This window comes from Kitasatospora sp. HPM-01-4, assembly GCF_051374625.1.
In the GTDB taxonomy this organism is placed as follows: domain Bacteria; phylum Actinomycetota; class Actinomycetes; order Streptomycetales; family Streptomycetaceae; genus Kitasatospora.
Genome location: NZ_JBPQGP010000005.1, coordinates 7,601,596 through 7,614,244, shown reverse-complemented (window position 1 = coordinate 7,614,244; position 12,649 = coordinate 7,601,596). Strand labels below are relative to the sequence as shown.

At 72.8% G+C, this 12,649-nt stretch carries 11 protein-coding genes; 5 read left to right on the top strand and 6 right to left on the bottom strand.

Annotated elements, in window-relative coordinates:
• Positions 1-75 precede the first annotated feature (75 nt).
• Entirely contained in the window at positions 76-1,689 is a 1,614-nt protein-coding gene (locus ACSMTC_RS32965) for an MFS transporter (protein WP_436563397.1), read from the bottom strand.
• Between the two features lie 276 nt (positions 1,690-1,965).
• Here ACSMTC_RS32965 and ACSMTC_RS32960 point away from each other — a divergent pair, with 276 nt between their 5' ends.
• Together ACSMTC_RS32960 and ACSMTC_RS32955 are read left to right on the top strand one after the other, a co-directional pair.
• Entirely contained in the window at positions 1,966-2,592 is a 627-nt protein-coding gene (locus ACSMTC_RS32960; protein WP_436563396.1) for a TetR/AcrR family transcriptional regulator, read from the top strand.
• Positions 2,593-3,103: 511 nt separating this feature from the next.
• Entirely contained in the window at positions 3,104-4,852 is a 1,749-nt protein-coding gene (locus ACSMTC_RS32955; RefSeq protein ID WP_436563395.1) for a TIGR03767 family metallophosphoesterase, read from the top strand.
• A gap of 86 nt (positions 4,853-4,938) precedes the next feature.
• On the opposite strand, the gene ACSMTC_RS32950 is transcribed toward ACSMTC_RS32955, so the two are convergent.
• Together ACSMTC_RS32950 and ACSMTC_RS32945 are read right to left on the bottom strand one after the other, a co-directional pair.
• Positions 4,939-5,664 carry a DUF2637 domain-containing protein gene (locus ACSMTC_RS32950; protein ID WP_436563394.1) on the bottom strand — a complete coding sequence of 242 codons (726 nt, stop codon included), beginning with the start codon at positions 5,662-5,664 and terminating at the stop codon, positions 4,939-4,941.
• Entirely contained in the window at positions 5,657-5,869 is a 213-nt protein-coding gene (locus ACSMTC_RS32945; protein WP_436563393.1) for a hypothetical protein, read from the bottom strand. The genes ACSMTC_RS32950 and ACSMTC_RS32945 overlap by 8 nt, the downstream gene beginning before the upstream one ends.
• A gap of 494 nt (positions 5,870-6,363) precedes the next feature.
• Here ACSMTC_RS32945 and ACSMTC_RS32940 point away from each other — a divergent pair, with 494 nt between their 5' ends.
• Both ACSMTC_RS32940 and ACSMTC_RS32935 read left to right on the top strand, forming a co-directional pair.
• Positions 6,364-7,629 carry a Mu transposase domain-containing protein gene (locus ACSMTC_RS32940; protein WP_436563392.1) on the top strand — a complete coding sequence of 422 codons (1,266 nt, stop codon included), beginning with the start codon at positions 6,364-6,366 and terminating at the stop codon, positions 7,627-7,629.
• Between the two features lie 100 nt (positions 7,630-7,729).
• Complete coding sequence (locus tag ACSMTC_RS32935; protein WP_436563391.1) at positions 7,730-8,047, top strand: hypothetical protein; 318 nt, start codon at positions 7,730-7,732, stop codon at positions 8,045-8,047.
• A 97-nt stretch (positions 8,048-8,144) separates the two neighbouring features.
• Here ACSMTC_RS32935 and ACSMTC_RS32930 read toward each other — a convergent pair whose 3' ends face one another.
• The gene (locus ACSMTC_RS32930; RefSeq protein ID WP_436563390.1) at positions 8,145-9,746 is read right to left on the bottom strand and encodes an N-acyl-D-amino-acid deacylase family protein; all 1,602 of its coding nucleotides are present in this window, start codon (positions 9,744-9,746) and stop codon (positions 8,145-8,147) included.
• Between the two features lie 289 nt (positions 9,747-10,035).
• Here ACSMTC_RS32930 and ACSMTC_RS32925 point away from each other — a divergent pair, with 289 nt between their 5' ends.
• The gene (locus ACSMTC_RS32925; protein ID WP_436563389.1) at positions 10,036-10,707 is read left to right on the top strand and encodes a thiaminase II/PqqC family protein; all 672 of its coding nucleotides are present in this window, start codon (positions 10,036-10,038) and stop codon (positions 10,705-10,707) included.
• A gap of 38 nt (positions 10,708-10,745) precedes the next feature.
• Here the strand turns inward: ACSMTC_RS32925 and ACSMTC_RS32920 are convergent, their stop codons facing one another.
• Both ACSMTC_RS32920 and ACSMTC_RS32915 read right to left on the bottom strand, forming a co-directional pair.
• Positions 10,746-11,654, bottom strand: a complete 909-nt coding sequence (locus tag ACSMTC_RS32920) for a carbohydrate kinase family protein (protein WP_436563388.1) — start codon at positions 11,652-11,654, stop codon at positions 10,746-10,748.
• Positions 11,651-12,589 (bottom strand): pseudouridine-5'-phosphate glycosidase, encoded by a 939-nt coding sequence (locus tag ACSMTC_RS32915; RefSeq protein WP_436563387.1) that lies wholly within the window; start codon positions 12,587-12,589, stop codon positions 11,651-11,653. Before ACSMTC_RS32915 ends, ACSMTC_RS32920 begins: the two co-directional genes overlap by 4 nt.
• Positions 12,590-12,649 lie beyond the last annotated feature (60 nt).

Sequence of the window (12,649 nt, the reverse complement as noted above, 5' to 3'; positions counted from 1 at the left end):
CTCCCGGCAGCCAGTTGCCGCTGACAGGCCGTCACTGCGGCTGGCTGGTTAGCCCCGACCAGTCGCGCCGGGCGGTCACGCCGAGGCGGCCGGTACCCGCTCCACCGTCGGCTCCGCCTCCGGCCCGTGCTCCGGCCGGGGGCCGCTCCCCCGCCCGGGCAGGATCAGCAGTACCAGGACCGCCCCGACCGCCATCACGATCCCGCCGATCAGGCTGGTGTGGGCGACGGCGTCCGCGAAGGAGCGGTGGGCGGCGGCGACGAGCTGCCCGGCCGCCTGCGGGCCGCCCGCGGGGTCGGTGGCGACCTTCTGGGCGACCGCGAGGGCTCCGCCGATCGAGTCCTGGGCGATGTGCAGGGCGGCGGGCGGCAGGTGACCGCCCACGGCTGCCGTGAGGTTGCCACGGTAGGAGGTGGCCAGGATCGAGCCGAGCACCGCGATGCCGAGGGAGCCGCCGAGTTCGAGGGCGGTGTCGTTGAGGCCACCGCCGACGCCGAGTTCACGCTCCGGGAACAGGCCCATGATGGTGTCGGTGCAGGGGGCGACGCTCAGGCCGATGGCGAAGCCGAGCAGCAGGAAGGCGGGCAGGAAGTCGGTGTAGGTCGAACCGGCGTCGATCCGGGTGAGCAGCAGCACTCCCGCCGTGCCGATCGCCATGCCCGCCACCACCATCGGCTTCATCCCCAGCCGGGGCGTGGCCAGGCCGGTCAGCGCCGCGCCCACGAAGACCGCACCGGCCAGCGGCAGCAGCCGTACCCCGGTGGCCAGCGGGGCGTAGCCGAGCACGAACTGCAGGTGCTGGGTGGCGTAGTAGAGGGCGCCGAAGGTGCCGAGGAAGAACATCATCACGGCGAGCATCGAGCCGCTGAACGAGCGGATCCGGAACATCCGCACGTTCACCAGCGGCTGCGGGTGCCGCAACTCCCAGGCGGTGAACAGGATCAGGCCGATCCCGGCGACCACGGCCGCGGTGACCGGTCCGGTGCCCCAGCCGAAGTGCGGGCCCTCGATGATGGCGTAGACCAGCGAGCCCACGGTGACGATCGACAGCAGTCCGCCGACGAGGTCGAGCCGGCCCTGCCGCTCGGCACGGGACGGCGGCACCAGGAAGAGGGCGGCGACCAGGGCGACGACCGCGATCGGGATGTTGATCAGGAAGGTGGCGCCCCAGGCGTGGTCCTCCAGCAGCCAGCCCGCCACCAGCGGGCCGACCGCCACCGCGAGCCCCGAGGTGGCGGTCCAGGCGGTGATCGCGCGGGCCCGTTCGGCCCGGGGGAAGGTCGCGACCAGCAGCGAGAGAGTGGCGGGCATGATGGTGGCCGCGCCGACGCCCATGATCGCGCGGGCGGCGATCACCGCGTTCGCGCTGTGGGCCACGGAGCCCAGCACCGCGCCGCCGGCGAAGACGACCAGCCCGGCGAGCAGTCCGCCCCGGCGGCTGTACCGGTCGCCGACCGCGCCGAGCAGCAGCATCAGCGCGGCGTACGGGACCGTGTAGCCGTCGATCACCCACTGCAGCTGACTGCTGTCCAGACCCAGGTCCCGGGTCATGCCGGGGGCGGCGACGATCAGCGAGGTGTTGGCCATCACCACGATCAGCAGGCTGAGGCAGAGCACCAGCAGGGCCCACCAGCGGCGTGGATAGGGGCCGCTCATCCGGTCGACGGGAGTGGCGGCGAAGACAGGCATGGGTCCGCTCCTTCAGGAGGGATGGGGCTGACACGGGAGAAGGCGAACGCGGGCGAAGCGGACGCGCACGCGATGAGCACGGCGAGATGACGCGGAGGGGGCGAGCGCCGCCGGAGGCGGGCATGAGGGGGCAGGCCCCGCATCCGAGTTTCTTGCCCGCTCATGTGCAGATTAGCTACTTGCACATCGATGTGCAAATAATGCCGCGGCCGTCGATGCCCGATCGCATAGGGTGAGTCCTGACCCCACCGCGTCTCCCCCTGAGAGGTCCCTGGCATGGCGGATCCCGCCGACGGCACTCCCCAGCGGAGCCACGCCCGCTCCAACCGGGCACGCATCCTCGAGGTCGCCCGGCGCGAGCTCGGCGCCCGTCCCGACGCCACGCTGGACGAGATCGCCCGCGCGGCGGGAGTGGTCCGCCGTACCGTCTACGGCCACTTCCCCGGCCGTGCCGCACTTCTCGACGCACTCGCCGAGGAGGCCTCGACGGCCCTGCGGGAGGCGCTGGCCGCCACCGAACGTCCCGCCTCCGGGCCGGAAGAGGCATACGCGCGGTTCCTGCTGGCGCTCTGGCCGATCGGCGACCGCTACCGGATGCTGCTCTCGCTCGCCCGCCGCGACCTGGGCGAGGAGCGCTTCGCCGAACTGCTCGCCCCCGCCTCCGCGCACTGCACCGCCGTCCTGGCGCAGGGTCAGGCAACCGGGGTATTCCACCGCCACCTGCCCGCGCCGGTCCTCTCCGACGCCCTGCAGGGCCTGACCTTCTCACTGCTGCAGAGCGTCAACCTCGGCGAGTGGCAGGACGACGGAACAGAGGCCGCCACCGTCTCCCTGATCGCGGCGGGCGTGTCCCCCGACCGCGCCGCCGCCGTGGTGCGCGGGCTCAACTCCTCATGCCCGTAACGACGTTCACCGGCAGGCGCGCCCGGGAACACCCGGAGGACCGGTCGCGGCTCGGGCGGAGCACCGACGCCTCGAAGGCCGCCGGGAGCACCCGTCCCTCGCGCCTGCCGGGCCCGGTGACTTCGCCATAGTCATTCGGCGAAGACCGCGGCTGGTCGTCCGCACACACGGCTGCCCGCTCGAAGCCACCCCGACCGGCCCGCCGGTCAGACGGGCCCCGCTCAGCCCCTCCCGACGGTCCGCCAGGTCCGCCAGGTCCGCACGGCCGGGCACATCATTGACAAACCATTCGTTCGGGTGAAATTCCGTCATCCGTCCCCGATCCGCCGCCCGGTGGCCACACCACCCCCACTCACGGTCGTCGCCAAACGTTTCTGCCACGTTCCACCGTGGGACTTCATCAGACTCTTACCTGCCGGTAATATCCGCCCCGGTCGATCCCGATCGGCCAGTCGTTCGAGTGGATCCGGGAGTGCCCGCTGGCGCTGCCGGGCCGTCAGGAGGGGTTTCCATGCGTGCAATGACCAGACGGGCCTTCGTCGGCGGGGTCTCCGCCACCGCCGCGGGGGCCGCGCTGTCCCTGGCCGGTGGGACGTTCGCCTCGGCGGCCGAGCGCGACCGCGCACTGGCGGCGACCGCGGCCCGCGCCGTACGGGTGGAGGGAACGACCCTCGAACAGGTCGCCACCCCCACCGGAGGCTCGGGCTACCAGCGCCTGACCGCCGGGCCCGGCTGGCCGCTGGTGGTCCGCGGCGAGCTGGCCGCCCCGCGGAACGGGCGCGACGACCGGCGCACCGCGCTCGCCGGGTTCGTCCAGTTCACCGACATGCACGTGATGGACACCGAGTCGCCGTTCCGCTTCGAGTACCTGGCCCGGTGGAACGACAGCGCGCACCGCCCGCACGAGACGCTGACCGTACGCGGTGCCTCCTCACTGGTCGAGCGGGTCAACTCGATTTCCGCGGGCCCGTACACGGGCAGGCCACTCAGCCTGGTGATGACCACCGGCGACAACACCGACAACCACGAGCACATAGAGCTCGACTGGTACCTGAACGTCCTCAGCGGCGGCCGGATCACCCCCAACTCCGGTGACCCGTCGCGCTACGAGGGTGTGCAGAACTCGGGCAGCTCCATTTACTGGAACCCCGAGAGCTCCTTCCTCGACGACTACAAGGCCAAGGGCTTCCCGCAGATCCCGGGATTCCTCGGCGCGACGGGCCGTTCATTCAACGCTCCCGGACTCAACATCCCGTGGTACAGCACGGTCGGCAATCACGACGACAGCCTTGAGGGCACCCTGCCTGACCTCGGCCTGCTCAACTCGCTGTACACCGGCCACCACAAGCTCGAAGGCTGCGACGACGCGGACGCCGCGAAGATCCTGGAGGCGCTGCGACGCGACCCGGCCGGTGCGGCGCTGCTACTGGGCCGGCTGTTCACCGACAGTGACTTCGTCCGTGAGATCACCCCGGACGAGCGCCGCCGCCCGTTCACCCTCAAGGAGTTCGCCCAGGCGCACCTCGACCCCGCCGTCGACGGCCCCGGCCCGCACGGCCACGGCTTCACGGCGGACACGGTGAGCAGCGGCAAGCTCTACTACACCTTCCGCATCGCCGACGGGGTCCTGGGCATCAGCCTGGACACCACCAACCAGGCCGGTTTCGCGGACGGTTCGATCGGCACCGCCCAGCTGCGCTGGCTGGAGCAGACCCTGCAGGCGCACAGCGGCCACTGGTACGACACCGACGGGCGCACCGTGCGCGGCGGCAACGGAAACGACCTGATCCTCATCTTCAGCCACCACACCAGCAGCACCATGGGCAACCTGCTCCTGGACCCGCGCAACATCTTCGAGAAGCGGCACGACGGCAACGAGCTGGTCGCGCTGCTCCAGCGCTACCCGAACGTGCTCGCCTGGGTGAACGGCCACACCCACGAGAACAAGATCACCCCGCACGGCCACGCGGTCCCCGAGCGCGCCTTCTGGGAGATCAACACCGCCTCGCACGTGGACTTCCCCCAGCACGCCCGCATCATCGAGGTCGCCGACAACGGCGACGGCACCGTCTCGCTGTTCACCACGCTGATCGAGTCCGCCGCCCCGTACCGGACCGACTTCAACGACACCTCGGACGCGGGCCTCGCCGCCCTCTACCGCGAGCTGTCGTACAACGACCCGTACGCGCACCCGGCCGCTAAGCTCGGCTCCCCGGTCGACCACAACACCGAGCTGCTGCTCACCAAGCCGACCGGCTGACCCCCGGCCGGACACGAGTACGCCGCCGGCCCGGGCTCCGCACTCCCGGGCCGGCGGCGCCTTCGCCGGACGGCCCAACCCGGCTCTCACCGCGGCGACTTGTGCGTCAGCCGGCGGTAGGTGGGCCGGTGCGCCCCCTTGCCCGAGGTGAGCTGGCGGACGAGCTGGTGCAGGGAGACCAGCGCGGTGATCGGGGGCAGTCCCGCAACGATCACATCGGGAGCCGTCTGCGAGACGTCCGCGATGCACAGCGCCGTCGCGACGACGGAGAACACGACCACCACGACCCAGGAGTGCACGGGCCGGCGTCCCTCCAGGGCGGCCCGCAGGACCGACAGACAGCCCACCACCCACGGACCGTAGACGATCAGCGGCCACAGCTGGGAGAGCCCGTGCGGCACCCGGGAGTCCGCCAGGTCCTGCAGCGGGTGGTAGGAGAGCACCCAGCCGAGCAGGCACATCGCGGTCACCGTCACCGCCGTGAGCACTCCGAACAGCGAGCTGAGGATCTGCGACCAGGTCGCCGCGGGCTGCTCCCGCCGCCGGTGGCGCGGCACCGGCGCGGCGGCGGTCTCGGTGCCGGCCGTCGTGAACTCGTCGGCGGGGAACCGGGGGTGGGGAACGAACAGGCCTTCGGGATCCCAGCTGCCCAGCGCCTCGACGGTCGGGTACGAGGGCCCCGCGTCGCCGGCCGGGGCGGCCCCGCCGTACCAGCCGCCCTGCTCGTAGCCGGCGACCCTGGGATGCTCCTCCGGGCCGCAGTACACGGTGGCCCCATAGGAGGGGAAGAACTCGCCCATCGGGTCATACATGGCGGCCGGCCATACCAGAGTCGACACCGCAGCGCGCGATGAAGTCCTCCTCGATGCGGCGGATCTTCCGCACGAAGTCGGCCAGCAGGCGGGAGCAGTCCTGCAGGACGACCCGCTCGCCATTGCACGACAGGTAGCCGGTCCGCACGTCTCCCGCGAAATTGCTCCGGTCGGGGACGAAGAGCCACTTTCCGAGACTGGTCACCGGATCATGCTGCGGCAGTGGTACGGCCATTGGCCGGCGCATTGAACTCATGCCCCCGTCAACGAACGGCCACCGGGAGCGCGGTTGCGACAGATGGGCGTCGTTCCATATTCAGCATTCTCGTTGCTCGGCGAAACTACCCGGAGCAGCCCGCACCGACGACATTTCCGGCTCCGGCAAAATTCCTCAGGAGAGCACGGTCGAACTGTCGGAGAAACCGGCGTTCGCCCAGGAGTCGCTCTCCCCGAATGGCGCACTGGTTCATATTACGATCAGTGATCGCTCGCTGAACTTCCCCAGTGGCGCGAGGGGTGGCGCAAGCCGTGCCACCGGCAAGCTGCTCACTGAAATTCCCCAGCTCCACCCCCACGGACGGAGCAGCGGTTTCCCCTTATTCGATCTTTCCGGCATCGTGTAACATTTGCGGCCGCGTGGGGCTCATCGGCATTTGAGAACCCGCGCGTGGATGCGGTCGGGCTCGTGAGGGGCGGCGGATGCTCACCAGAGAGGAATACTCGGATGTACAGGAACTGCGTCGTCAGGGGTGGTCCATCTCGGCGATCGCCCGGCACCTGGGGCGCGACCGCAAGACGGTGAGGTCGTACCTCGACGGGGACCGGATCGCGGGGGTCCGCAGCCCCGTCCAGGACGAGTGCTCCCGGTTCCTGCCGTACTCCCGGCAGCGCCTGACGGACGACCCGCACCTGCCGGCGTCCGTGCTGTACGACGAGGTGGCCGCGCTGGGCTATCCGGGTGGCTACTCGACCTTCACCCGCGCACTGCGCAAGCACGAGGTCCGGCCGCCCTGCGGGCTCTGCCGCCCCGACCGGTCCCAGGGCGGCGCTGCCTCCCGGCCGGCGGAGGAGGAGCTCCGGCTCGAGCTGCTGAGACTGCCCGGCCCGCCCCAGGACTGGGACTGCGGGAGCCATGCCCTGATGCTGACGGGCTCACTGACCCGCCTGGGCCACTGGCGCGGGGTCCTGGCGGAGAGCACCGAACTCCCCCAACTGGTCGAGGCCTTGGACCAGGTGATGAGACATCTGGGCGGCACCGCGGGACGCTGGCGCATCGACCGGACGCCCTCCGTCTGCTGCCCGACGACCGGCCGGGTGACGCAGGCGTTCGCCGAAGTGGCCAGGTACTACGGCGTCGGGGTCGAGTTCGGCCCGGCCGGTCGGCCCGGCCGGGCCGACGGGGTGGAGAGTCCCTGCCACCGCGCCGTCCGGCGCTGGTGGCGCGCGATGCCGGAGGGGACCGGCCTCTGGGCCGCGCAGGAGGCCCTCGACCGGCTCGCGCGCCGGATGGACACCCGTCACCGGCCGGCCGGCGAGGCCGACCCGCCGGCCCGCGCGCTGCTGGAGCTGCCCGACACGCCCTTCCCGGTCCGGCTCCGCACCAGCAGAACCGTCACTTCACAGGGACAGGTGTCGTTCCGCGGCAACTACTATCCGGTGCCCGCCGACCTGTCGGGCGCGGTGGTGCAGGTCTGCCGCCGCCTTGACGAACCGTTCCTGTCGATCACGACGGCGAGCGGAGCGGTCATCGCCCGCCACCCGCTCGCACCGCAGGGCGCCGGTCTGACGCTGACCGGTCGTGGGAACGCCATCGTCCTGGAGCGCCCGGTCCGCGCCTCCCGTACCGACACCCCGCCCTGCCGGCGCGGCGACGGCCTCCGTCCACTGTCCCCGGAGGCACTGGCCGAGGCCGCCGCACTGCGCGAACGCCGTCCGGGCCGGGCGCACGCCGGGCCACGGTGCTGAGCCGGACCGGCGGCACGGGCAGGGGCCGCCGCCGGACCGGCACCGGACCGGCGTCCTAGACTGGAGCGAGGGGTGCCGACGGCCTGCGAGGGAGTGCGCCATGCGTCGCCGCCACAGTTTCCACCGGGACGAGCACGGTCACTCGATCACCGTGAACGTGCGTTCCGGCCGACTCACCGAGACCGAGCTGCTGGTGGACGGCAAGGAGGTCGGTTTCCTGCGCGAACGCGGCACCGGCCGGCTGCCGCGCCGGCTCTCCGGCGAGCTGCCCGACTTCCCCACCCGGCCCTTCTCGGTCCGCCTGGACCGCCCCGAGCCGGGCCTGCACCTGCCGACCTGCTACCTGGAGCTGGAAGGCCGGGATCTGCCGATGCCCGACCAGGCCGCCCACCTCGCACCGAGCCACGCCCTCAGGTGAGCCACGCCGTCAGGTGAGCCACGCCTCCCGGCGGGCCGCGGCCCCGGGCGAGGAGCGCCCCGGGCCGGAGCCCGCCCCGTGACGGCCGTCCCGTGGATCAGCGCGGGCCCACCGTCGCCGTTCCCCGGGCGGTGCGGCGCAGCGCGCGGCCGGGGAGCGCTCCGGTGGGCCGGCCGTCGGCCATCACCCGGGTACCGCCGACGAAGACGTGGGGTATGCCGGTGGCCTGTCGGCACGGGTCGGCGAAGGTGGCGGTGTCGGCGACCGTGGCGGGGTCGAAGAGCACCAGGTCGGCGTGGTGACCCGGTCTGATCAGTCCGCGGTCGGCGAGGCGCAGCCGCCGGGCCGGGCGGCCGGTCAGGTGGGCGATGCACTCCTCGAGTCCGAGGACGCCGAGTTCGCGTACGTAGCGGCCGAGGTAGCGGGGGAAGGTGCCCCAGGCACGGGGGTGCGGTCTGGCCGCGGCGAGCAGCCCGTCGCTGCCGCCGGTGTGCGCGGGGTGGCGCATGATCGCCCGGACGTTCTCCTCGTGCCCGACGTGCTGGAGGATCGTGGTGCTCAGCTCGTCCGCGATCAGCAGGGTGCGGTAGAGGTCGAACGGGCGCTGTCCGCGGGCCGCGGCGAGTTCGGCGACGGTGTGTCCGACGGCCTCCTGGTCGCGCGATCCCGAGATCTCGATGCTCTGCCAGTCCACCGGGACTCCGTGGCAGCCGTCGGAGCCGCGCTGCTCCAGGTCGTGCCGGATCAGGGCCAGTTCGCCGGGGTCGTCGAGCCTGCCGCGGATCGCGGCGGGTCCGCCGGCCGCGGCCCAGCCGGGCAGCAGGGCGACCAGGGTGGTGGAGCCCGCGAGGTAGGGGTAGCTGTCCAGGGTGAGGTCGCAGCCTGCGGCGAGGGCCCGGTCGAGCAGGGCCGGCAGGTCCCCGGCCCGGCCCCGGTTGACGCCGAAGTTCATGGTGGCGTGGGCCAGGTGCAGCGGGCAGCCTGAGCGCAGCGCGATGTCGATCATCTCGGCGTAGGCGTCCAGCGCGCCCGCGCCGTAGGAGCGCTGGTGCGGCGAGTAGTAGCCGTCGTGCGCGGCCACCACCTCGCACAGCGCGGTGAGTTCGGCGGTGTCGGCGTACATCCCGGGCGCGTACGTGAGTCCGCTGGACATCCCTACGGCGCCTTCGCGCAGGGCGGTGGCCACCAGCTCGCGCTGGCGCCCCAGTTCGGCCTCGGTGGCGGGGCGGCGGTCCCAGCCCATGGCGAGCATCCGTACCGAGCCCTGCGGGACGAGGTAGCAGGCGTTGACCGCGATGCCCTCGTCGAGGCGGTCGAGGTACTCGCCGACGCTGCGCCAACTCCAGTCGAAGTCGGGCGGGTTGCCGTTCCATCCGGCGATGGCCTGCCGGACCTGGTCGAGTGTGGTGTCGTCCACGGGGGCGTAGGAGAGTCCGTCCTGGCCGAGCACCTCACAGGTGACGCCCTGGCTGACCTTGGGCAGATGGCCCGGTTCGGTGAGCAGTGCGAGGTCGGAGTGGGCGTGCATGTCGATGAAACCGGGGCACAGGACCAGGCCGGTGGCGTCGAGCACGGTGCGCCCGGACAGCCCCCGGCCGATCTCGTCGATCCGCCCGCCCGTGACGGTGAGGTCGGCGCGCCGCCCGGGCGCGCCGGTCCCGTCGATGACGGTCGCACCGCGGATCACCAGCTCTGCCATCGCCACTCCGGTTGCCGGATCGCACTGTGCGCAACCCCCGTTGCCTACCGTGCGAGGATCGTTCTAGCACCACCCCGACAAGCGGTCAATCACGGTCGGCCGACTCGAGTGCGGCGGTGAGCCGGAGTCCGTTCCGGGCGCTGACGATCCTGACCGGGCTCGGTGAGGGCCCGCGGACCACAGTCCGGGCACGCTCAGGGGTGCCGCCTGCCGGACTCCGCACCGGTCTCTGCCTACCCTGGTCCGTGACGACGACCTGACACACCGTCACCGCCGAGGAGGGCATCCGATGAGCGCCAGCACGCAGGCACGTGAAGTGCTGCAGACCGTCCGCCGCGAACTCGCACCGGCCGAGCGGGAGAACCGGCTGGTCCCGCTGATCGCCGAAGGCCGGGCCCCGGTCGCGGTACTGGCCGAACTCGCCGCACAGCAGCACCGGATCATCACCAGCGACCGCCGCAGCCTGCTGGTACTGGCCTCGCGCTGCGCCGACGGCCCGGCGGGCACCTGGTTCGCCGGGATCGCCGAGGGTGAGAGCCAGGCACTGCGCGCGCTCGGCCCGTTCGCCAGGCGCTGCGGTCTGACACCCAACGGCGCGGCGGCCAGGGAACCGATCCCCGGCTGCCAGGCCTACCCCGCCTACCTCGCCTGGCTGGCCCTCAACGGCGAGCCGGCCGGGACCGTGCTGGCGCTCGCCGCCAACTTCGCCGCCTGGGGCGGCTACTGCGCCACCATGGCGCAGGCGCTGCGCGGCCACTACGACTTCCCCGACGAGGCCTGCGCGTTCTTCGACTTCTTCGCCTCGCCCGCACCGGAGTCGGAGGACCAGACCGTCGAGGTGCTCGCCGCGACCGGTCTCAACGCCGAGCGGATCGACCGCGGCCGCCGCTACGGGCGCCAACTCCAGGCGTACGAGCTGATGTTCTGGAACACCCTCGCCGACGCGCACCCGGCGGGCTGAGCCACCCGCCCCGCGCCGTCCGGGGCCGGTGCACCCGGTCAGCCGGGCAGCGGCGGGCGGCCGCCGAGGACCTCGACGGCGGCGGCACCGGTGCGGCAGCCGGCCGCCGTGGCCTCCACCAGATCGGCACCGGCGAGCCGGGCGGCGAGGAAGCCGCCGGCGAACGCGTCGCCCGCACCCGTGCTGTCCACGGCCTGGGCGGCGACGCCGGGCACCCGGGCGAGCAGGGCTCCCCGGCGGGCGGCCAGCGCGCCGGCGGCGCCGAGGGTCACCACCGCCTCGCCGTGGAGCGCGCTGAGCCGCTCTGCGGCGGACACCGGATCGGACGCCCCGGAGAGCAGCCGGGCCTCCGCGAGGTTGGGCAGCACCAGCTCGGTGCCGCCGACGGCGGCCAGGAAGGCGGGCAGGCCGAGCAGTTCGATGAAGCCGGTGGACGCCGGATCCACGCTCACCGGGATGCCCGCCGCACGGGCGTCCGTCCGGGCCGCGTCCGCCAACTTCCGTCCCGGCTCGGTGAAGTAGAGGTAGCCGGAGAGGTGGAGACGGGCCACGCCGTCCAGCAGCTCGGCGTCCCAGTCGGAGCTGCCGAGCCGGACGGCGGCACCGCCGTCGGTGACCAGGGTCCGTTCGGCGGCGGCGTCGACCAGCGAGATCACCACCGCCGTGGCGGCCTCGTGGTCCACCACCAGGTGCGGGGTGACCCCGGCGGCGCTCAGCTCGTCCCGGTGCCAGTCGGCCGAGTTGGCGCCGACCCGGGCGAGCAGTCGCACCTCGGCCCCCGAACCGGCCGCCCAGGCCGCCGTGTTGGCTCCTGATCCGCCGGGCCGGAAGGCGATCCTGGCGGCGGTGTCGGTGTCCGGGGCGAGCGCGTTGGCGTGCAGGGCGACGACGTCGGTGACCACGTCCCCGATCACCAGCAGGGCGCCGCCCGGCTCCCGCGCGCTCATCGCCCGGCCCCCTGCCCGGCCCAGCGGACGGCGATCTCCGCGCCGAGCCGGACGTTGCCGCGCACCGCCGCCAGGTTGGCCTCCAGCGAGGCGCCGCCGGTGTGCTCGGCCAGGTAGGAGAGCAGGAACGGCGTGATGGCCTGGCCGTCGATCCCCTCCCGGTCGGCCGCCGCCAGCCCCTCCGCCAGCACCCGGTCGTGCAGGGCCGGGTCGAGCTGTTCGCCCGCCGGCACCGGGTTGGCCACGATCACCGCCGAGTCGAGTCCGCCCAGCGCGTCCTGGGCCCGCATCACGGCCGCCACCTCGGCGGGCTCGTGCACCGTCCAGTCCACCGGCCGGCCCGAGCCGGTCAGGTAGAAGCCGGGGAACTCGGCCGTACGGTAGCCGAGGACGGCGACGCCCAGTGTCTCCAGCCGCTCCAGCGTGGCGGGCACGTCCAGCACGGACTTCACTCCGGCACAGACCACGGTGATCCTGGTGCGCGCCAGCAGGGCGAGGTCGGCGGACTCGTCCTGGGTGGTGGTCCAGCGGCGGTGGACCCCGCCGAGCCCGCCGGTGGCGAACACCCGGATCCCCGCGCGGGCGGCCAGGAAGGCCGTCCCCGAGACCGTGGTGGCCCCGCTCGCCCCGCTCGCGACCGCCGGCGCGAGGTCGCGGAAGCCCAGCTTGCGCAGCGAGCGGTCGCTCGCGATCCGTTCGAGCTCGTCCTTCGCCAGTCCGACGCGCGGCACCCCGTCCAGCACCGCGACGGTCGCGGGGACGGCACCGGCCGACCTGACCAGCTGCTCCAACTCGGTTGCCGCCCGCAGGTTACGGGGCCTGGGCAGACCGTGGGCGATGATCGTGGACTCCAGCGCCACCACGGGCGCGCGGTGGTCCAGGGCCTCCCGTACCTCGTCTGAGACCTGGATCACAGGCAGTGAGGATTCCGTCATTCCCGAATCCTGGCGTGCCACCGGCCGGTTCAAACCCGTCCGGTTCCGCCAAGTGCGCGC

Bases quoted from the DNA above. Each gene is read 5' to 3' on its own strand.
- ACSMTC_RS32965 (WP_436563397.1), bottom strand. From the start codon at position 1,689: ATGCCTGTCTTCGCCGCCACTCCCGTCGACCGGATGAGCGGCCCCTAT.
- ACSMTC_RS32960 (WP_436563396.1), top strand. From the start codon at position 1,966: ATGGCGGATCCCGCCGACGGCACTCCCCAGCGGAGCCACGCCCGCTCC.
- ACSMTC_RS32955 (WP_436563395.1), top strand. From the start codon at position 3,104: ATGCGTGCAATGACCAGACGGGCCTTCGTCGGCGGGGTCTCCGCCACC.
- ACSMTC_RS32950 (WP_436563394.1), bottom strand. From the start codon at position 5,664: ATGTATGACCCGATGGGCGAGTTCTTCCCCTCCTATGGGGCCACCGTG.
- ACSMTC_RS32940 (WP_436563392.1), top strand. From the start codon at position 6,364: ATGCTCACCAGAGAGGAATACTCGGATGTACAGGAACTGCGTCGTCAG.
- ACSMTC_RS32935 (WP_436563391.1), top strand. From the start codon at position 7,730: ATGCGTCGCCGCCACAGTTTCCACCGGGACGAGCACGGTCACTCGATC.
- ACSMTC_RS32930 (WP_436563390.1), bottom strand. From the start codon at position 9,746: ATGGCAGAGCTGGTGATCCGCGGTGCGACCGTCATCGACGGGACCGGC.
- ACSMTC_RS32925 (WP_436563389.1), top strand. From the start codon at position 10,036: ATGAGCGCCAGCACGCAGGCACGTGAAGTGCTGCAGACCGTCCGCCGC.
- ACSMTC_RS32920 (WP_436563388.1), bottom strand. From the start codon at position 11,654: ATGAGCGCGCGGGAGCCGGGCGGCGCCCTGCTGGTGATCGGGGACGTG.
- ACSMTC_RS32915 (WP_436563387.1), bottom strand. From the start codon at position 12,589: ATGACGGAATCCTCACTGCCTGTGATCCAGGTCTCAGACGAGGTACGG.